Here is an 18581-nt window from a genome sequence, read left to right as displayed (position 1 = left end):
ACTAGACAGTTGTAGCGTCATCGATATGAAAGATGAATCCACAAGCTTCGAGCCGTCCGACACCCGCGCCATCGTGATTGGTGCCGGTTTGGGTGGATTGGCCGCAGCGATGCGTCTGGGGGCCAAAGGCTATGCCGTGACGGTTCTGGATCGGCTGGACCGGGCGGGGGGCCGCGGGTCTTCCATCGATCAAGACGGCCACCGGTTTGATCTGGGTCCGACCATTGTGACCGTACCACAGGTTTTCGAAAGTCTGTGGGAGGCGTGTGGCCGTGATTTCAGGGCGGATGTCGATCTGCGCCCGCTTGATCCGTTTTACGAAATCCGATGGCCGGACGGCACCCGCTTCAACGCGTGCAGTGATGATGCCCGTATGGAAGCCGAAGTCGCCCGTATCAATCCCGATGACCTGAAAGGCTACCGCCGGTTTTTGCGGGACAGCGAAGCGCGGTATGTGGTGGGCTTCGAAGGAATGGTCGCAAAGCCGATGCACCGCTTGTGGGAAACGATCAAGGTGCTGCCGACATTTGCGTGGCTGCGGGCGGACCGTTCGATCTATGGCCATGCCGCGGCGCGGGTGCGCGATGAAAAACTCCGCATGGCGTTGTCGTTCCACCCGTTGTTCATCGGTGGCGACCCGACCCATGTGACATCGATGTATGCGCTGGTTGCGCATCTGGAAAAGGAATTCGGCGTCCACTATGCCATGGGCGGGGTGCAGGCAATCGCGGACGCCATGGTAGACGTCGTGCGCAGCCAGAGCGGGGTGATCCGCCACGGCGCGGAAGCGGATGAAATCGTCATCAGGGACGGTGCCGCGCGCGCGGTCACACTGACCACCGGAGAAACGCTCGAAGCGCCCCTGATCGTAAGCAATGCGGATGCGGGCCATACCTATGACCGGCTGTTGCGCAACCATGCAAAGCGCCGCTGGACGGTGCCCAAGCTGCGCCGCAAACGTTGGTCGATGGGGCTTTACGTCTGGTATTTCGGCACCAAAGGCACCAAGGACCATTGGCCCGATCTGGGTCACCATACGATATTGAACGGGCCGCGGTTTACCGGTCTGCTGAACGATATTTTCATGCGCGGGAAACTTTCCGACGACATGAGCCTCTATATCCATCGCCCCTCGGTTACCGATCCCTCTGCGGCACCGGAGGGGGATGACACGTTCTATGTGCTTTCGCCCGTGCCGCATATCGGTTGGGATGACGCGGTTGATTGGAAGGCCGAGGAGCCGCGGTACCGCGAAAAAGTGGCAGCGGTGCTCGAAGATGTAATGCCGGGCTTCCGGGATCGGATCAGCACCGAGCTGGTTTTCACCCCTGAAACCTTTCGCGACAGGTATCTGTCTCCTCATGGTGCCGGTTTCTCGCTTGAGCCGCGGATACTGCAAAGCGCATGGTTCCGTCCCCACAACGTAAGCGAAGAAGCACGGGGTCTGTATCTGGTGGGCGCCGGAACGCATCCGGGGGCGGGATTGCCGGGCGTGGTATCCTCCGCTGAGGTGCTGGCGAAGCTGGTGCCGGACGTGCGCGGGCAATATGACGAACAAAGATTGGCAGCCGAATGATTGACCCTTGCGACCTCGACCATTGCAAGGCCGTGATCCGCACCGGATCGCTGTCTTTTCACGCCGCGTCCAAACTCTTGCCCCCGTCGGTTCGTGATCCCGCGCTGGCGCTTTACGCTTTTTGCAGGCTCGCCGACGATGAGGTTGACGAGGGTCATGCCAAGGGCAGGGCGGTGATCGATCTGCAGGACCGGCTTGATCTGGCGTACGCGGGCCGCCCGCGCAATGCCCCCGAAGACCGTGCCTTTGCCGCCATAGTCGCGGATTTCGATATGCCGCGCGCGTTGCCGGAGGCCCTTCTCGAGGGGCTTGCATGGGACGCGGTCGAGCGGCGATATGAAACGCTGTCCGATGTGCGGAGCTACTCGGCGCGGGTTGCCTCGGCTGTGGGCGCGATGATGTGCGTGTTGATGCGCGTTCGGGATGAAAATGCGCTGGCGCGTGCGTGCGATCTTGGCGTGGCGATGCAGCTGACCAATATTGCCCGCGATGTCGGCGAAGACGCGCGCGCGGGCCGGATATATCTGCCCATTGATTGGCTGGAAGAAGCGGATATGTCGGTGGATGCGTTTCTGCAGGACCCCGATGCAACGCCGGAAGTACGCCGGATGGTGCGCCGGTTGCTCGCCGAGGCGCGCAGGCTCTATATCCGCTCGGAGGCCGGCATAGGCGCGTTGCCCATGTCGGCGCGCGCCGGAATTTTCGCCGCACGCTATATCTATGCCGGTATCGGACAATCGGTGCGCCGCAACAGACACGACAGTATCACGCGGCGCGCAAGAACATCAAAGGCGCAGAAAATCGCTTTGTTGGGCAAGGCGGGTCTGCGCGCTGCCGGAACCACCGTTCTGCCTGCGTCGCCGGTCATCTATGCCAAACCCCTGCCGGAGGTTGCGTTTCTGGTCGGAGCGGCCGCGCAGGGGCAGGGGAGCCGCACCACAGGCCGGATGGAGGGGCTTATCCGGGTCATGGCCGACCTCAGAGCGCGCGAAACACGAGGGCAGGGAGTGGCAGCCGAGTAACGGCCTGCTATATCGCCGGATATGGATATATACCTTTTTGCGATCTTTTTGCTTGCCTGCGGTGCTGCCGGTGCCACGGGCGCACTGTTTCCGCCGGGTGCGTGGTACAAGAAACTGGAAAAACCGTGGTTTACCCCACCGGACTGGGCCTTTCCCGTGGCGTGGACGTCGATCTATCTGCTCATCTCATTCGCCGGTGCGCGGGTGGCTGTTCTGGAGGGGAATGGCTTTGCAATGGCTTTCTGGGCCGCGCAGGCCGGGTTTGCGACCCTGTGGACGCCGGTATTTTTCGGCCTTCGGCGTCTAAGGGGCTCGCTTGCCGTGATGGCGCCGCTCTGGCTTTGTGTGCTGGGGGCGTTGGTCACGCACATGCAGCTTGATTTCTGGGCAGGGCTCGCTTTTGTGCCGTATCTGCTTTGGGTCACGGTCGCGGCAGCGCTCAACGTCCAGATGTGGCGGCTGAACCCTGATGTGGAGCCGATCAAGCCCGACACATTGTAATGCGCGGCGCCGGTCACGGCCTGCTAGAAAATCCAGTTCCGCCGGCGCGGTACTCTCACAGCAACCATTGGTTTCAGGAGCGGATTGGCCCAGCGATCCAGATCAAGCGCCTCGTGCACACCGCGGACGGTTTCGCCGTTAACGGTCGTTTCTACCACCGAACGGGAATAGAACGGCGCGTCGAGCATCGATTTGATTTGCCGCGGTTTTGTGCCCGGGTCAGCGCGGGTTTCGCGCCGCAACGCCCAAAGCGTCCGCCGCAGCGGTTGCCGCCCCGGCGCGTCCAGATGGGTCGCGATGCCTTGGGGGTCGAACGCAATGGCTGTGTCCAGAACGGTTCCGTCCCGCCGCTGTGCGTCGTAAAAACACGACGCGCCTTTGGCGGTCGGATATCTCCCCCATGTCCAATAGCTGAAGTCTTCCTCCAAGGGGCGTGTGCCGAAGTTGGCATCGAAATAGCCGTGACCTTCGAACTGCCATCCGTGTGAATTGAGATTGACCTTGATCCGTGCGGTAGGCGCGAAGGGCCGCCAGACATGCGCGCCGTCCTGTGTGAGCGGAAGCTCCACTTCGGTTATGGCCGATGGCGTAACGATGATCTGGCCTTGTATCCGACTGACAAGCGGCAAAGACGAGATTTCTTCGACCTCGATAATCAGCTCCTTGCCGTTCCAGTGCATGATGGAGGGCCCGACCTGCAGGCTGTCGCTGCGCTGGACCAGCGCCGCTTGCCCCCTGTCGGTCATCGTAAAGCGGCCGCCGCGTCCGTAGGTTGCCACATTGATACAGCAGTTGTTTGCCGGATTGCCGCGCCCTGACCAGTGGTACCAAGGCGAAAACACCGATCCGATAAAGCCGATGACAGAGATCGCGCGTGTGCCGCAATCGCTTACGCCGTCGACATACCACCAAGCATAACCGCCCGGTGGGACGTCGAGGTTAAACATAGGTCCTTCTGAATCGCCGCGGCCGCGTGCGCGGCGCAAAGTGTCGCCATCGGCACCCCCGCTCCCGGATGCACCCCGCCCCCCACCAGGTAAAGGCCGGGGATCGCTGTCGTCACCGTCGGCCGCTGGAATGCCGCCATCATGCCCTGCGGGGATCGGCCGTAGAGGGACCCGGTCGAGCCCGGAAACATCTCGTTGAACATGGCCGGGGTCGTGAGGGTTTTGGGATCCGGCGCGGGGCTGAAGCGCAGACCGAAATCCCGCAGGGTGTTGAGCACCAAAGTCTGACATTGAGGTATCTCCTTGGCTGGAGGCGAAAGGGGTGGCGCGTTGCCCGGCGGGACAGGGGGCGCATTCAGAATTATCTCGAACCGCTCCTCTTTCAGAGGTGTCTGCCCGCCGAACCGGTCCTGGGCGCAGACATAGAGCGTAGGGTCGGTTTGCGGCTGCCCCTTTATGAGAGGCAGGTATTCGCGATCAGGGTCCGCGGCGAAAAATACATTGTGGGCGGCAAGCGGGATATCGGGCGTTGGTCTCGCGGCAAAGCTGAGCACGTTGGCGGAGAGGCTGCGGGCTGTGGTGCCCTTGGGGGCCACGGCATGACGACAGGCGGTTCCGAGGTGGCCGTCGACCAGCGCCTTGGGATCGCCATTGAACAGCACGGCATCAACGGGGATTCGTCCCGCAGATGTCACCACCGCACAAGGCGCACCGTCCTGCACTTCGATGCGGGAAATATGTGTGTCGAAATGAAACTGCGCACCGCGCGATGTGGCAAGCCGCGCGATCGCGCGGGCGAGCTGGTGCATGCCGCCTTTGACGTGCCAGACACCTCTGCGCTCGGCCTCCCAAACCAGACAAAGCAGTGCGGGCACCTGTGACGGCAGGCCACCGACATACGTCGCGTAGCGCGCAAAAAGCTGCGCGAGCTTGGGTTCTGCGAAATGTTGGCGCAACATGGTCGCAAGGCTTTGATGGGGTGCCATATCCCGGATCAGAGCGGGACGGCGCGCGACTTCTGCCGTTAGCGCGCCCAGCGTTGGCGCCGCCGTCTTCATCATCGGTGCGTCGAATGCATCAAAAAGACGGGCCGTTCTGTCACAAAACCTGTCATAGGCGCGGGCGGCATTTGTGTCGAACGCGGCTTCGACATTGCGGGCACTCGCGTCGTGATCCGCCATCAGATCGAGCATCGTGCCATCGCGCCAGAAATGACGGGCGAGCAAAGGCTCCCGTTCCAACGTCACATGATCTTCAAGCCGCGCACCGACATCGGAAAATAGTGCATCAAACACCGGCTTCATGGTCAGAACGGTTGGCCCCGCATCTACTGGCCCCGCAACCGAAGGGAGAGTGCGCATCTTCCCGCCCGGTGCCGCATGTCTTTCGAAGACAGAAACCCGCGCCCCCGTGTGCGCCAACCGAAGAGCCGCGGACAGCCCGCCGATTCCCGCACCGATGATCGCGATATGTTTTGACTGCTGAGAGATAGGGCGCACCGCGGGTTTGTTGACAAGAAGAGGATTAGTGTCCAGTCTAGTTTACAGATTGAATGTCAGCAATAGTTGACGGATCACCGAAGTAGCGCACGCCTAAGGAGAGTCCATGTCATTTTCAAAACGTATTGATGACGCCATTCAAACCGCGGTTCGCGCCGCACAGGTTCAACCGAGCCCGGCAAAGCTCGCCTCCGCGCTACACTATGCTGTCACTCCGGGGGGCGCGCGTATCCGGCCCACGATCCTGATGAGCGTGGCAACAGCATGCGGTGACACGAATCCCAAACTTGCCGATGCTGCGGCGGTGGCGCTGGAACTGCTGCACTGCGCGTCTTTGGTGCATGACGATCTGCCGTGTTTTGACGATGCGGATACGAGACGGGGCAAACCTTCGGTGCACCGCGCATTCGGTGAAGAGCTAGCGGTTCTTGTGGGCGACAGTCTGATCATCATGGCATTCGACGTGCTGGCGCAGGCCGCGCAAAGTGATCCGCACCGCGCGGTTGCCCTGATGCAGGTACTGGCGAAACACACCGGCATGCCCGGCGGCATCTGTGCGGGGCAGGGGTGGGAAAGCGAAACCGACATTGATCTGTCGGCCTATCATGCGGCCAAGACAGGCGCGCTGTTCATGGCGGCCACGCAGATGGGGGCGATTGCCAGCGGTCAGGAAGGACCGCCCTGGATCGAGCTGGGCGCCCGTATCGGTGAGGCGTTTCAGGTGGCCGATGATCTGCGCGACGCGCTTTACGACGAAGACACGCTGGGCAAACCGGTGGGTCAGGATGATTTGCACGGCCGACCCAACGCGGTTGCGGAACTGGGCGTCGATGGAGCGATTGGCCGTATGCGCGACATTCTGGGTGGCGCGATCGCGTCGATCCCGAAGTGCGAGGGCGAGGCAATGCTGGCAAAGCTTGTGAACGCGCAGGCCGAAGTGCTGACCCCGATCAAATGGCGTGCCGCCCAAGCGTCCGGTGCGGCCGGTGCTTAAATGACCTTTTCGACTTTCGAGGCAGACCACAGATCGTCGCAAAAACGGGCGCGGCTGCCGCGTCTGTTGGCGTCGCGCGGGTTTCAGAAGTGGGCTGCGCGTTTTCCGCTGACCCGCGGTATCGTGCGCCGGGAAGGCGAAGCGATGTTCGACCTGCTTGCGGGGTTTTGTCATTCGCAGGTCTTGTCCGCTTTGGTGCAACTAAAGGTACCCCAGGTTCTGATGGACGGGCCACGCCGCGCCGAAGACCTTGGCGAGAAACTGGACGTGCCAACGGACCGCATGCACATCCTGCTGCGTGCCGGAGTCGCGCTGGGGCTGCTGCGGCGTAGACGCGGCGGGCGCTATGGGTTGAGCCGAACCGGTGCGGCACTTGTCGGGGTTCCCGGGCTCAGCCAGATGATCGCCCACCATGAAGTGCTGTACCGCGATCTGAGCGATCCGGTCGCGTTTTTCCGGGGTGAGGTGCAGACCGAGCTCGCAAATTTCTGGCCGTATGTTTTCGGGGGCAACATGGACCCCGAGCAGGCCGCGACCTATTCCGACCTTATGATGCAAAGCCAACTGCTGGTGGCCGAAGACACGCTCGCCGCGGTCGATCTGCGCGGTGTGCGCCATATGATGGACGTGGGTGGCGGATCCGGCGCGTTTCTGGCCGCCGTCGGAGAGCGGTATCCGGGGATCGAGCTGACGCTGTTCGATCTTCCACAGGTCGCGCCGCTCGCGCAGCAGAGGTTCAACGCCGCCGGTCTCGCACAGCGCAGCAATATCGTCAGTGGCTCTTTCAGGGATGATGAACTGCCGAAGGGGGCGGATGCCATCAGCCTAATTCGCGTCCTCTACGATCATGCCGATGAAACGGTCGGTGATCTTTTGGCGCAGTGCTATGCCGCGCTGCCCGACGGGGGACGCCTTGTCATCTCGGAGCCGATGACGGGGGGCGATACGCCGAACCGACCCGGTGACGCGTATTTCGCGCTTTATACGATGGCGATGCGGACGGGACGCACACGATCGGCCTACGAAATCTCGACACTGTGCCATGCGGCGGGTTTTTCCGATGTGCGCGCGATCAAGGGCACACGCCCTTTCGTGACGTCCTGCGTGGTGGCGCGCAAGATCTAGTCAGCTCAATGTGTCTAGCTGGGTTGACAGATTACCGTGTCTCTTTAGAATTACAGAAGGGAGAGATGCGCCAGTCCGAATCTGCAGCAGATCGCAGCAACGAGAATCGGCGCCGGAAAGGACACGCGACGTGCAAACAACTGCAGTCATTTTGAAGGGACCCAAGGATTTGGGCCTGGATGTGTTGGGGGTTACGCCGCCTGCACGAAATGACATTGTCGTCGACGTCAGCCATTCAGGCATTTCCACCGGCACTGAAAAGCTGTTCTGGTCCGGTGATATGCCTCCCTTTCCCGGCATGGGGTATCCCCTTGTGCCCGGCTATGAGGCCGCAGGCGAAGTTGTCGAAGCGGCCCCGTCGACCGGGTTCAAGCCGGGTGATCGTGTCTTTGTTCCGGGCGCAAACTGCTACGACGGCGCGTTCGGCTTGTTCGGTGGTGCAGCCAAACTGCTGGTGAGTGACGCGGACCGCGCGGTCCGCATTGATCGGGCCCTTGGCGCGGAAGGGGCGCTTTTGGCACTTGCCGCGACCGCGCGGCATGCGATGGCAGGCCCTCACAAGTCTGTGCCTGACCTGATTGTCGGTCACGGTGTTTTGGGCCGGCTGCTGGCCCGACTGACCATCGCGGCAGGTGCACCGGCCCCCGTCGTATGGGAAACCGATATCACTCGCCACGGGGGTGCGCAGGGGTATAGCGTGCTGCACCCCGACGACGATACCCGCACCGATTATGCGTCTGTCTATGACGCTTCGGGCAGCGACGGAATTGTGGGTCAGTTGATGGGCCGGATCACCAAAGGTGGAGAAATCGTTCTCGCCGGATTTTATCCCGCCGCAATCAGCTTTGCCTTCCCGCCCGCATTCATGAAAGAGGCGCGCATTCGCGTCGCCGCCGAATGGACACGTGACGATCTGATGGCAACGCGCGGTCTGATCGAAGCGGGGGCGTTGGACATGTCCGGGCTGATCACACACACGGCCGCCGCAGCGCAGGCGACAGATGCCTACGCTACCGCGTTTTCAGATGCTTCCTGCCTCAAAATGATCCTCGACTGGAAAGGTCACGCATGACTTTGGATATTCCCAACCTCAAGGACGGCGGCACGATATCGGACTTTGACCAGCGCCTGCGCGAAGAGGCGCACGAAGACCTGGCAGATATCATTGCCGAAGAGCCCACAAGCAAGACGCAAATCATTGCGATCTACGGGAAGGGTGGCATCGGCAAGTCGTTCACGCTGGCCAATCTCAGCCATATGATGGCCGAACAGGGAAAGCGTGTTCTGCTCATCGGGTGCGATCCGAAATCGGACACGACCAGCCTGCTGTTCGGCGGCAAGGCCTGCCCGACGATCATCGAAACCTCGACCCGCAAAAAGCTCGCGGGCGAAGAGGTTGCCATTGGCGACGTCTGTTTCAAGCGCGGTGGTGTCTTTGCGATGGAACTGGGTGGTCCGGAGGTCGGTCGCGGATGCGGCGGACGCGGGATTATCCACGGGTTCGAGCTTCTCGAAAAACTCGGCTTCCACGACTGGGACTTCGACTATGTCCTGCTCGACTTCCTCGGTGATGTGGTCTGCGGCGGTTTTGGCCTGCCCATCGCGCGGGACATGGCGCAAAAGGTAATTCTGGTCGGGTCCAACGATCTGCAATCGCTGTATGTTGCCAACAATGTCTGCTCTGCGGTGGAATATTTCCGCAAACTGGGCGGTAACGTGGGTGTTGCGGGTCTAGTCATCAACAAGGATGACGGATCGGGCGAGGCAGAGGCCTTTGCAAAAGCGGTCGATATCCCCGTTCTGGCGAGCATTCCGCAGGATGACGACCTGCGCAAGAAGTCGGCAAATTACCAGATCGTTGGCACAGCACAAAGCCAGTGGGGTGCTCTTTTTGCCGCCCTCGGAGAGAACGTCGCAGTCGCGCCGCCTGTGCGCCCCGAAGCGCTGAGCCAGGATGGGTTGCTTGAGCTTTTTGACGGCTCCGAGACCGGAGAGGGTGTCGTGCTCGAGCCCGCAACCGACGAAGATATGCGTGGCAAGAATGCGGAACCGCGCGAAAGCCTGGAGGTGGTCTATGACACAGTCTGATCATCTCAGCATCGTGGAAGATATGAACACGGGCTCGAACGCGGAAGCATCGATGACCTCGGCCCAACTGCTCGAGCGGGCCTTCCGGGCCTGTCAGCAAAGCGTCACCTTGCGGGCGCAAAGTGCGTCAACGCGTGAAAGTTGCGAAACGACCGTGACAAACTGGTCTGTCCGTTGAGCGATACGCTGAAATACGACGGGGCCGATGGCGCCGAAGTCGAGACCGGTAACGGTGTCGAGGCTCTTGGCTGTCATTCCGGCGAAGAAATGGCAAAGGCTGCCGCCATGGACGGGAATGCCGAAATTATGGCGCAGTTTGCGAAGGATTACCCGCAAGGCCCGCATGACAAGCCGCAGTCGATGTGCCCTGCTTTTGGCAGTTTGCGGGTCGGTCTGCGCATGAAACGAACGGCGACTGTTCTGTCGGGGTCGGCCTGCTGCGTGTACGGGCTGACGTTTGTTTCCCACTTCTACGGGGCGCGGCGGTCGGTCGGTTATGTCCCGTTCAATTCCGAAACGCTTGTCACCGGCAAGCTGTTCGAGGACATCCGCGAGGCGGTGCACGATATGGCGGATCCCGATCGGTATGATGCGATTGTCGTGACCAACCTTTGTGTGCCAACGGCGTCGGGCGTGCCGCTGCGGCTGCTGCCCTCCGAAATTAACGGCGTGCGTATCGTCGGAATTGACGTGCCGGGCTTCGGTATCCCCACACATGCGGAAGCCAAGGATGTTCTGGCCGGCGCGATGCTGAACTACGCCCGTCAGGAGATCGAGGCCGGACCGGTGCCGATGCCCGCGTCCGGCACCTCCGACCGCCCGACCGTCAGCTTGTTGGGGGAAATGTTTCCTGCCGATCCGATGATGATCGGACAGATGCTTGCGCCGTTGGGGTTGGCGGCTGGACCCGTCGTGCCGTGCCGTGAATGGCGCGAGCTTTATGCAGCACTTGACTGCGGGGCCGTGGCGGCGATCCACCCTTTCTATACGGCCGCTGTGCGCGAATTCGAAGCAGCCGGACGGCCCATCGTCGGGTCGGCGCCGGTCGGCCACGATGGCACCGCCGCGTGGCTTGCCGGGATCGGCGACGCATTCGGCCTGTCGGGCGAAAAAGTTGCAGCCGCGCAGAACCAGTTTCTTCCGGCGATCAAGGGCGCGCTGGCCGCCGCTCCGATCGACGGGACCATAACCCTGTCGGGCTATGAAGGGTCCGAATTGCTCGTTGCGCGATTGCTGATCGAAAGCGGTGCGCGGGTGCCCTATGTCGGCACGGCCTGTGCGAAATCGGCCTGGTCCGCAGCTGATGCGGACTGGCTCGCGCAAAAGGGTGTGACCGTCAAATTCCGCGCCTCACTTGAAGATGATTGCGCGGCGATGGAAGCCGTACGTCCGGATCTGGCAATTGGTACAACGCCCGTGGTCCAGAAGGGCAAGGAGCTTGGTATTCCATCGCTCTACTTCACCAACCTGATTTCGGCGCGTCCCCTGATGGGCGTCGCGGGTGCAGGGTCACTGGCGGAAGTGATCAATGCCGCCATGGCGAACAAGGACCGCATGTCCGACATGAAGGCGTTCTTCGAGGGTGTCGGATCGGAAGAGACCGCAGGTGTCTGGGAGGGCGCGCCCAATCTGCAGCCCCAGTTCCGTGCCTTGAATGCGAAGAAACTGGAACGCGCGGCGAAAGCTGCGAAGGCGCAGGAGATGATATGATGCGCCGCGCCACGCCGACATATGCACCGATTGGGGGCCAGCCCCCATCCTGTGAGGTCACAGGATTCCCCCGGAGTTTTTCACGCAAGATGAAGCGGCGGGGTGCGGTGACGTGTTAGTCCAGGATCATGATCGCGCCGGCGGATATTGGGGGGCAGTTTACGCGTTCTGCGCGGTGAAGGGCCTGCAATGCGTCATCGACGGGCCAGTCGGGTGCGAAAACCTGCCGGTGACTTCGGTGCTGCACTATACCGATGCGTTGCCGCCGCATGAATTGCCGATCGTGGTGACCGGTCTGGGCGAAGAAGAGCTGGGCCGTGACGGAACCGAGGGCGCAATGAAACGGGCCTGGGGCACGCTGGACCCCGCATTGCCTGCCGTTGTTGTCACCGGATCAATTGCAGAAATGATTGGTGGGGGTGTGACCCCGATGGGCACCAACATCCAAAGGTTCCTGCCCCGCACAATCGACGAGGACCAGTGGGAAGCCGCAGACCGCGCCATGACGTGGATCTTTACCGAATTCGGAATGACCAAGGGCCGCATGCCCAAAGAGGCGAAGCGCCCCGAGGGTGCGAAACCGCGCGTCAATATCCTTGGCCCGATGTACGGGACCTTCAACATGCCATCCGACCTGGCCGAGATACGCCGCCTGATCGAGGGGATCGGTGCCGAAATCAATATGGTGATGCCATTGGGCGCGCATGTGAGCGAGATGCGCGGCCTGGTAAATGCCGATGTGAATGTCACGATGTACCGTGAATTCGGTCGCGGTCTTTGCGAGGTTTTGGGCAAACCGTATCTTCAGGCTCCGATTGGTGTCGACAGCACGACGAAATTCCTGCGCACGCTTGGCGAATTGCTGGATCTCGACCCCGAACCGTTTATCGCGCGCGAAAAGCATTCCACGCTCAAGCCGGTCTGGGATCTGTGGCGGTCGGTGACGCAGGATTTCTTTGCCACGGCGTCATTCGGCATCGTCGCGAACGAGACCTACGCCCGGGGCATCCGGCATTATCTGGAGAGCGACCTGGGGTTGCCCTGTGCTTTTGCCGTCGCGCGCGTGGCGGGCAAGAAGACCAACAACGATGAAGTGCGCAGCCATATCCACACCAAGCGGCCGCTTATCGTCATGGGGTCCATCAACGAAAAGATGTACATGGCGGAGATGAAAACGGGCTTTGGCCCGGCGCCGACATTCATTCCGGCAAGCTTTCCGGGCGCCGCGATCCGGCGCGCCACGGGCACACCCTTCATGGGGTACGCCGGCGCGACCTATCTATTGCAAGAAGTGTGTAACGGGTTGTTCGATGCGCTTTTCCACATCCTGCCCCTGGGCAGCGAGATGGACGCCACACCTGCGACCCCCACGCCTTTGCGCCGCGATTTTCCCTGGGACGAGGACGCACAGCGTCACCTTGACCAGATCGTGGCAACCCATCCGATCCTGACACGGATTTCCGCCGCCAAGACCCTGCGCGACGAAGCTGAAAAGCGCGCGCTGGATCAAGGAAGCGACCGTGTCGTTCTGGAGACCGTTCTTAGTCTGCAACCGAGCCCGGGAGGTGCTTTATGACTGACTTTACCAATGACACGGCGATCCCCCGCAAGCGCGCAAGCCACGCGCCGATGCGGGAATATTACGTCTATTTCGCTGTCATCTTCATTGCCACGCTGCCTTTGGCGGTCCTGACCTGGACCCTGACGGCGGCGCGACAACTGGCCTTGCCATCGCAAGGCCCCGTGAAATCTGCGTGGAGCCAGGCGCAGATCATCACACCGCGGATTTTCTCCGCCTGAGAAACTTCGCCTTGAGGGACCAGGGCATACGTCATTCGCCATTCCCCTTTCGGGATGGTGGACCAAAGCCAGGGGATGAGCCCCTGACATGACCCGGCCGCGGGGGGTGCGCGGCGTCGGCACTTTTTTCGCAAGGAGAAAAAATATGGCTGATAACAATGACCTGTCCTTCACAGGTTTGACAGACGAGCAAGCGCAGGAACTGCACTCGGTCTATATGAGCGGCTTCATGATCTTCACGATCGTGGCATGCGTCGCCCATTTGCTGACGTATTTCAAACTGCCTTGGTTCGCCTGGTAAACGAGAGGATCACATCAAATGGCACAGTTTTACAAAATCTGGCTGATCTTTGACCCCCGTCGCGTTTTCGTGGCGCAGGGCGTGTTCCTCTTTTTGCTGGCAGCGATGATTCACCTCGTCCTGCTGAGCAACCCGGAGACCAACTGGTTTGATCGCGCCTTCGGTGGCGCGGAAGCCAGCGAATAAGCTCAGTTGCAACGACAGCGCTGTGGGCGGCGTCACAAGATGCCGCCGCCCACGGCAACCCTGGTCACATGAATAGCGCGCAGGTCTGCCCCGTTTGCCGAGGGTAGGGGGCGCATAAGGAGACAGAAGATGGCACAGCTCAGCTTCGAAAGAAAATACCGGGTCCGTGGCGGGACATTGGTAGGCGGAGACCTGTTCGACTTCTGGGTGGGCCCCTTCTACGTTGGCTTTTTCGGCGTCACGACATTTTTCTTCGCCGCACTCGGAACGATCATGATTTTTTACGGTGCCGCGCTTGGCGACACCTGGAACCCCTGGCTGATCTCGATCGATCCGCCGCAGCTCGATGTGGGCCTTGGTGTCGCACCACTGGCCGAGGGCGGGATCTGGCAGGTGGTCACGATCTGCGCGACATTTGCCTTTATCAGCTGGGCGCTGCGCGAGGTTGAGATCTGCCGCAAGCTGGGCATGGGGTACCATGTGCCGTGGGCCTTCGGCATGGCGATCCTCGCCTACGTCACTCTGGTCATCATCCGGCCATTGCTGATGGGCGCATGGGGCCACGGCTTTCCCTACGGTATCTTCAGCCATCTCGATTGGGTGAACAACGTCGGCTATGCCTACGGGAACTTCCACTACAATCCCGCGCATATGGTGGCGATTACCTTCTTCTTCACCACCTGTCTGGCGCTCGCGCTGCACGGTTCGCTGGTGTTGTCGGCGGTCAATCCCGGCAAGGGCAAGACGATCGGCACGCCGGATCACGAGGACACGTATTTCCGTGATTTGATCGGATACTCCATCGGGCCCTTGGGCATTCACCGCCTCGGCCTGCTGCTGGCGCTGAACGCCGGTTTGTGGAGTGCGATCTGTATCGTCATTTCGGGAACCATCTGGTTCGACCAGTGGTCGGCATGGTGGGACTGGTACGCTGAATTGCCCTGGTGGGCGGACCTGTAAGGAGGATCTCAGACATGGTTGAATATCAAAATATCTTCACCCAGGTTCAGGTCCAAGGACCGCCTGAAATGGGCGTCGACCCGAACGACAAACTCGGCCGGGAACGCACAAAGGGAGCCAGCTTCAACACGTTGGCAGGCTTGATCGGCAACGCACAGCTCGGGCCGATATACCTTGGCCCCTTCGGGCTGGTCTCCCTCGCCACCGGTTTTGCGTGGTTCTTTATCGTCGGGATGTCGTTCTGGGCGCAGGTAGACTACTCGCCGGGCCTGTTCTTCCGCGATCTTTTCTGGCTTGCGCTGGAGCCGCCGGCCGAAGAGTACGGTCTGGGCTTTGCACCCTTGAACGAGGGTGGTTGGTGGATCATCTCAAGCTTTTTCTTGCTGGTGAGTGTCATCAGCTGGTGGATCCGCACCTATCTGCGGGCCGAAGAACTTGGCATGGGCAAGCACGTCAGCTGGGCTTTTGCCTCCGCGATCTGGCTGTTTCTCGTTCTGGGTCTGTTTCGACCCATCCTGATGGGGTCGTGGTCCGAGGCTGTACCCTACGGCATCTTCCCGCACCTTGACTGGACGAACCTGTTTTCGCTGACCTATGGCAACCTGTTCTATAATCCTTTCCACGCCCTCAGCATCGTCTTCCTTTACGGGTCCGCTCTGTTGTTCGCGATGCACGGCGCAACGATCCTTGCCGTCAGCCGCTACGGTGGCGAGCGCGAGATCGAACAGATCGTGGACCGCGGTACCGCATCCGAACGCGCCGCCCTTTTCTGGCGCTGGACCATGGGGTTCAACGCCACGATGGAAGGGATTCACCGCTGGGCCTGGTGGTTTGCGGTGCTGACGACCCTGACAGGGGGCATCGGTATCCTGCTGACCGGCACAGTCGTCGACAACTGGTTTGTCTGGGCACAGGAACACGGCTACGCGCCGCTGGATTAAGGAGCATCCAAGATGAGTGACAATCACGACTATCTCAAAACCGCCGACAACCAGACGTTCCGTCTGCGGGCCGATGTTCTGGCGCTGATGCTTAAGGGCGCAGGTTATGCCGCGATCTTTTGCCTGGTGGTGGGGTTCTTCATAGCCATCACGATCTGGGTCGGTGGGTTTCTGCCGCCCGAATCCAAGGAAGCACCTGATCCGACACCGTTTTCGTCGGTCGTGACGCACCAGTCGTCACGACTGGGTTAATTCGGGGCAGGGCGGCAGTCAGTCGCCCGCCTCTACCGAGATCAGACAGTTCTGTCCCTAGGGCTGTCTGGTACTGTCGGGGGCCTCGACCCCCCGACGCCTCCTGTTGGCTACGGGAGACAGAGGGTGCCACGCATACGCGTGTGTCACCCTCTGTTACCGGGCCAACAGGATATCCAACTCCCCTCCGGTCGAGCGCATTTTGAGGAAGGCCCCGCCATGCCCCGCCCTACGCCACAGCTTGACCGTATTTCCGCGCCCTCCGACCTCAAGGCGCTCACCGATACCGAACTGGCGCAGCTGGCCGGCGAGCTGCGCGGGGAAGTGATCGAAAGCGTGGCGAGCACGGGCGGACACCTAGGATCATCGCTTGGTGTGGTGGAGCTGACGGTTGCCCTGCATGCGGTTTTCGACACGCCACGCGACAAGTTGATCTGGGATGTCGGGCATCAATGCTATCCGCACAAAGTACTGACAGGCCGACGCGACAGAATGCACACGTTGCGTCAGGAAGGTGGCCTATCAGGATTTACCAAGCGCAGCGAAAGCCGGTTTGACCCCTTCGGTGCCGCGCATTCGTCGACGTCGATTTCGGCGGCGCTCGGGTTTACCATCGCGCGCGACATGGGCGAGCCCACCGGCGATGCGGTTGCGGTGATCGGTGACGGATCGATCAGCGCGGGCATGGCGTACGAAGCGCTCAACAATGCGGGCGCGGAAGGACGCCGGATGTTCGTCATTCTCAATGACAACGAAATGTCGATCGCGCCGCCCGTTGGCGCGATGAGCAAATACCTCAGCGGTCTGTATGCCTCACCTCTTGGCGGGCTGCGCGAGATGGCCGAAGGGTTCGAGGCTGCGCTGCCAGGACCGATGCGTGATCACGCGCGGCGCGCACGGCAGATGGTGACCGGTGCGATGGGCAATGACGCAACCTTGTTCGAGCAATTGGGGTTTCAGTATGTTGGCCCCATTGACGGCCATGATCTGCCCCAGCTTTTGTCGGTGCTGCGGGCGGCCCGGACACGCGCCACCGGCCCGGTTCTGATCCATTGCTGCACGACAAAGGGCAAAGGATACGCACCGGCCGAGGAAGCCGCCGACTGTTATCACGGTGTTGGAAAATTTGACCCCTCCACAGGAACTCAGGCCAAGAAAAGGCCGAATGCCCCCAGCTACACCGTGGTGTTCGGCGAGGCGCTGAGCGATGAAGCAAGCCGCGATCCGAAGATCGTTGCGGTCACTGCAGCAATGCCGTCGGGTACCGGGCTCGATATTTTCGGCAAGCATTACCCCAAGCGCACCTTCGATGTCGGCATCGCCGAACAGCACGGTGTGACCTTTGCCGCGGGCATGGCGGCAGGAGGGCTCAAGCCGTTTTGTGCGATCTATTCGACATTCCTGCAGCGCGGATACGACCAGATCGTGCACGATGTTGCGCTCCAGAATTTGCCGGTTCGTTTCGCAATCGACCGTGCCGGGCTGGTGGGGGCGGACGGGGCAACCCATGCAGGCGCGTTCGATATCGGATATCTCGCTGCGCTGCCCAATATGACCGTGATGGCAGCCGCCGATGAGGCAGAGTTGGTCCATATGGTTGCCACCGCCGCTGCTCATGATACGGGCCCGATTGCGTTCAGATACCCCCGCGGAGAGGGAGAGGGTGTGAGCCTTACCGAACACGGGACACCGCTTGCGATCGGTAAGGGCCGGATTATCCGGCAAGGATTTGACGTCGCGATCCTGTCGTTCGGGGCTCATTTGGGTGAAAGCAGCAAGGCTGCCGATCTGATCGAAGCGCAGGGCATGACGGTCACCGTTGCCGACGCGCGGTTTGCCAAACCGCTTGACCAAGCGTTGATCGAAAAACTGGCCCGCCGGCACAAGGTTCTGGTGACAGTCGAACAGGGCGCCCGTGGCGGGTTCGGAGCGATGGTTCTGCATTTTCTCGCGAACGAAGGGTGGCTTGACGGGTCTTTGGCCGTCCGAACCGTTACCCTGCCCGACCGTTTCATTGATCAGGCAGCCCCCGATGCGATGTACGCCGATGCAGGCATGACCGCGACCGATATCGCGGCAGTCGCGCTTCAGGCGGCGCAAGTCACAAAGGTTGACGCGCCGTAGGACCTAGGCCGCGTCGCCAAAGATAAGGCCCGCATGCTGCGTCATGTAGATCCGCAGCCAGGGTGTGAATTTCTCGGGCGTGGCGACGAGTTCGTCCATGAGGGCAGGCATCGAGATCCATGCCGCGTCCATGACCTCGTCTGGGTTCAACTGCATGGGCAGATGAACATCGGCGTGCACCACAAATACCTCGACCAGCTCGTGTTCGATCAGCCCGCTCCCGACGTCGGCCCGATACTCGACCTGTCCGCGGTGGTGCGGTGCAACGCCGCGAATGCCCAATTCCTCCGCCAGTCGGCGGTTGGCACAGTCCAGATCGCTTTCGTCCCACTCAGGATGCGTGCAGCAGGTATTCGCCCATAGGCCGGGCGTGTGATACTTTCCCATCGCCCGCCGCTGGATGAGCGTTTGCTCCCCTGCCATCAAAAAAACCGACACCGCCTTGTGGCGCAAGCCGCGCAGATGCGCGTCGAGCTTTTCGACCGGCTGAAGTTGACCGTCGATCCAGGCAGGGATCATGATGTCGGTGGTCATGCGGGCTCCGTCGTGCATGGG

Annotated in this window: 20 protein-coding genes; 17 read left to right on the top strand and 3 right to left on the bottom strand. The window is 61.2% G+C overall.

The window, feature by feature from the left end; genetic code table 11:
* Positions 1–25 precede the first annotated feature (25 nt).
* From K3756_RS17720 to tspO, 3 genes are read left to right on the top strand one after another with little or no spacing between them, the layout of a single operon-like run.
* Positions 26–1576 (top strand): phytoene desaturase, encoded by a 1551-nt coding sequence (locus tag K3756_RS17720; protein WP_259993819.1) that lies wholly within the window; start codon positions 26–28, stop codon positions 1574–1576.
* Complete coding sequence (gene crtB, locus K3756_RS17715) at positions 1573–2598, top strand: 15-cis-phytoene synthase (RefSeq protein WP_259993816.1); 1026 nt, start codon at positions 1573–1575, stop codon at positions 2596–2598. Before K3756_RS17720 ends, crtB begins: the two co-directional genes overlap by 4 nt.
* A gap of 21 nt (positions 2599–2619) precedes the next feature.
* Positions 2620–3099, top strand: a complete 480-nt coding sequence (tspO, locus tag K3756_RS17710) for a tryptophan-rich sensory protein TspO (RefSeq protein WP_259993813.1) — start codon at positions 2620–2622, stop codon at positions 3097–3099.
* A gap of 23 nt (positions 3100–3122) precedes the next feature.
* On the opposite strand, the gene crtC is transcribed toward tspO, so the two are convergent.
* Both crtC and crtD read right to left on the bottom strand, forming a co-directional pair.
* Complete coding sequence (gene crtC, locus K3756_RS17705) at positions 3123–4046, bottom strand: carotenoid 1,2-hydratase (protein WP_259993810.1); 924 nt, start codon at positions 4044–4046, stop codon at positions 3123–3125.
* Positions 3989–5545 carry a 1-hydroxycarotenoid 3,4-desaturase CrtD gene (gene crtD / locus K3756_RS17700; protein ID WP_311201714.1) on the bottom strand — a complete coding sequence of 519 codons (1557 nt, stop codon included), beginning with the start codon at positions 5543–5545 and terminating at the stop codon, positions 3989–3991. Before crtD ends, crtC begins: the two co-directional genes overlap by 58 nt.
* A 106-nt stretch (positions 5546–5651) precedes the next feature.
* Here crtD and K3756_RS17695 point away from each other — a divergent pair, with 106 nt between their 5' ends.
* From K3756_RS17695 to dxs, 14 genes are all read left to right on the top strand, one after another.
* Entirely contained in the window at positions 5652–6539 is an 888-nt protein-coding gene (locus K3756_RS17695) for a polyprenyl synthetase family protein (protein ID WP_259993808.1), read from the top strand.
* A complete protein-coding gene (locus tag K3756_RS17690) occupies positions 6540–7664 on the top strand; it encodes an acetylserotonin O-methyltransferase (RefSeq protein ID WP_259993805.1) in 1125 nt (374 codons plus the stop codon).
* A 130-nt stretch (positions 7665–7794) separates the two neighbouring features.
* The gene (bchC, locus tag K3756_RS17685; RefSeq protein WP_259993803.1) at positions 7795–8736 is read left to right on the top strand and encodes a chlorophyll synthesis pathway protein BchC; all 942 of its coding nucleotides are present in this window, start codon (positions 7795–7797) and stop codon (positions 8734–8736) included.
* The gene (locus K3756_RS17680; protein WP_259993792.1) at positions 8733–9752 is read left to right on the top strand and encodes a chlorophyllide a reductase iron protein subunit X; all 1020 of its coding nucleotides are present in this window, start codon (positions 8733–8735) and stop codon (positions 9750–9752) included. Before bchC ends, K3756_RS17680 begins: the two co-directional genes overlap by 4 nt.
* Positions 9739–9930 carry a hypothetical protein gene (locus tag K3756_RS17675; RefSeq protein ID WP_259993782.1) on the top strand — a complete coding sequence of 64 codons (192 nt, stop codon included), beginning with the start codon at positions 9739–9741 and terminating at the stop codon, positions 9928–9930. The genes K3756_RS17680 and K3756_RS17675 overlap by 14 nt, the downstream gene beginning before the upstream one ends.
* Positions 9927–11462 carry a chlorophyllide a reductase subunit Y gene (bchY, locus tag K3756_RS17670; RefSeq protein WP_259993960.1) on the top strand — a complete coding sequence of 512 codons (1536 nt, stop codon included), beginning with the start codon at positions 9927–9929 and terminating at the stop codon, positions 11460–11462. The genes K3756_RS17675 and bchY overlap by 4 nt, the downstream gene beginning before the upstream one ends.
* Before the next feature lie 112 nt (positions 11463–11574).
* Positions 11575–13038: a chlorophyllide a reductase subunit Z gene (gene bchZ, locus K3756_RS17665; RefSeq protein WP_259993780.1), complete on the top strand. Its 1464-nt coding sequence runs from the start codon at positions 11575–11577 to the stop codon at positions 13036–13038.
* The gene (gene pufQ / locus K3756_RS17660; RefSeq protein WP_259993770.1) at positions 13035–13262 is read left to right on the top strand and encodes a cytochrome PufQ; all 228 of its coding nucleotides are present in this window, start codon (positions 13035–13037) and stop codon (positions 13260–13262) included. Before bchZ ends, pufQ begins: the two co-directional genes overlap by 4 nt.
* 145 nt (positions 13263–13407) lie before the next feature.
* On the top strand, positions 13408–13563 hold the full coding sequence (gene pufB / locus K3756_RS17655) for a light-harvesting antenna LH1, beta subunit (protein ID WP_259993765.1): 156 nt from the start codon (positions 13408–13410) through the stop codon (positions 13561–13563).
* A gap of 18 nt (positions 13564–13581) precedes the next feature.
* Positions 13582–13749 carry a light-harvesting antenna LH1, alpha subunit gene (gene pufA, locus K3756_RS17650; protein WP_259993763.1) on the top strand — a complete coding sequence of 56 codons (168 nt, stop codon included), beginning with the start codon at positions 13582–13584 and terminating at the stop codon, positions 13747–13749.
* Between the two features lie 129 nt (positions 13750–13878).
* On the top strand, positions 13879–14709 hold the full coding sequence (gene pufL, locus K3756_RS17645; protein ID WP_259993761.1) for a photosynthetic reaction center subunit L: 831 nt from the start codon (positions 13879–13881) through the stop codon (positions 14707–14709).
* A 14-nt stretch (positions 14710–14723) separates the two neighbouring features.
* Complete coding sequence (pufM, locus tag K3756_RS17640) at positions 14724–15650, top strand: photosynthetic reaction center subunit M (RefSeq protein WP_259993748.1); 927 nt, start codon at positions 14724–14726, stop codon at positions 15648–15650.
* A 12-nt stretch (positions 15651–15662) separates the two neighbouring features.
* Positions 15663–15902 carry an RC-LH1 core complex protein PufX gene (pufX, locus tag K3756_RS17635; RefSeq protein ID WP_259993746.1) on the top strand — a complete coding sequence of 80 codons (240 nt, stop codon included), beginning with the start codon at positions 15663–15665 and terminating at the stop codon, positions 15900–15902.
* A 219-nt stretch (positions 15903–16121) separates the two neighbouring features.
* Positions 16122–18026: a 1-deoxy-D-xylulose-5-phosphate synthase gene (dxs, locus tag K3756_RS17630; RefSeq protein ID WP_259993744.1), complete on the top strand. Its 1905-nt coding sequence runs from the start codon at positions 16122–16124 to the stop codon at positions 18024–18026.
* A gap of 3 nt (positions 18027–18029) precedes the next feature.
* Here the strand turns inward: dxs and idi are convergent, their stop codons facing one another.
* Positions 18030–18560, bottom strand: a complete 531-nt coding sequence (gene idi / locus K3756_RS17625; protein WP_259993734.1) for an isopentenyl-diphosphate Delta-isomerase — start codon at positions 18558–18560, stop codon at positions 18030–18032.
* Positions 18561–18581: the final 21 nt, after the last annotated feature.

The sequence above is a fragment of the Sulfitobacter sp. S190 genome (assembly GCF_025141935.1).
GTDB lineage: Bacteria > Pseudomonadota > Alphaproteobacteria > Rhodobacterales > Rhodobacteraceae > Sulfitobacter.
Note: the sequence above shows the minus strand (reverse complement) of the source record. Positions and strands in the feature narration are given on the sequence as shown.

Excerpts from the sequence above, each read along its gene's own strand:
- pufA (WP_259993763.1), top strand. The coding sequence starts at position 13,582 with ATGGCACAGTTTTACAAAATCTGGCTGATCTTTGACCCCCGTCGCGTT.
- K3756_RS17690 (WP_259993805.1), top strand. The coding sequence starts at position 6,540 with ATGACCTTTTCGACTTTCGAGGCAGACCACAGATCGTCGCAAAAACGG.
- pufL (WP_259993761.1), top strand. The coding sequence starts at position 13,879 with ATGGCACAGCTCAGCTTCGAAAGAAAATACCGGGTCCGTGGCGGGACA.
- tspO (WP_259993813.1), top strand. The coding sequence starts at position 2,620 with ATGGATATATACCTTTTTGCGATCTTTTTGCTTGCCTGCGGTGCTGCC.
- idi (WP_259993734.1), bottom strand. The coding sequence starts at position 18,560 with ATGACCACCGACATCATGATCCCTGCCTGGATCGACGGTCAACTTCAG.
- crtB (WP_259993816.1), top strand. The coding sequence starts at position 1,573 with ATGATTGACCCTTGCGACCTCGACCATTGCAAGGCCGTGATCCGCACC.
- crtC (WP_259993810.1), bottom strand. The coding sequence starts at position 4,046 with ATGTTTAACCTCGACGTCCCACCGGGCGGTTATGCTTGGTGGTATGTC.
- K3756_RS17695 (WP_259993808.1), top strand. The coding sequence starts at position 5,652 with ATGTCATTTTCAAAACGTATTGATGACGCCATTCAAACCGCGGTTCGC.
- pufX (WP_259993746.1), top strand. The coding sequence starts at position 15,663 with ATGAGTGACAATCACGACTATCTCAAAACCGCCGACAACCAGACGTTC.
- pufQ (WP_259993770.1), top strand. The coding sequence starts at position 13,035 with ATGACTGACTTTACCAATGACACGGCGATCCCCCGCAAGCGCGCAAGC.
- pufB (WP_259993765.1), top strand. The coding sequence starts at position 13,408 with ATGGCTGATAACAATGACCTGTCCTTCACAGGTTTGACAGACGAGCAA.
- K3756_RS17680 (WP_259993792.1), top strand. The coding sequence starts at position 8,733 with ATGACTTTGGATATTCCCAACCTCAAGGACGGCGGCACGATATCGGAC.
- K3756_RS17675 (WP_259993782.1), top strand. The coding sequence starts at position 9,739 with ATGACACAGTCTGATCATCTCAGCATCGTGGAAGATATGAACACGGGC.
- pufM (WP_259993748.1), top strand. The coding sequence starts at position 14,724 with ATGGTTGAATATCAAAATATCTTCACCCAGGTTCAGGTCCAAGGACCG.
- K3756_RS17720 (WP_259993819.1), top strand. The coding sequence starts at position 26 with ATGAAAGATGAATCCACAAGCTTCGAGCCGTCCGACACCCGCGCCATC.
- dxs (WP_259993744.1), top strand. The coding sequence starts at position 16,122 with ATGCCCCGCCCTACGCCACAGCTTGACCGTATTTCCGCGCCCTCCGAC.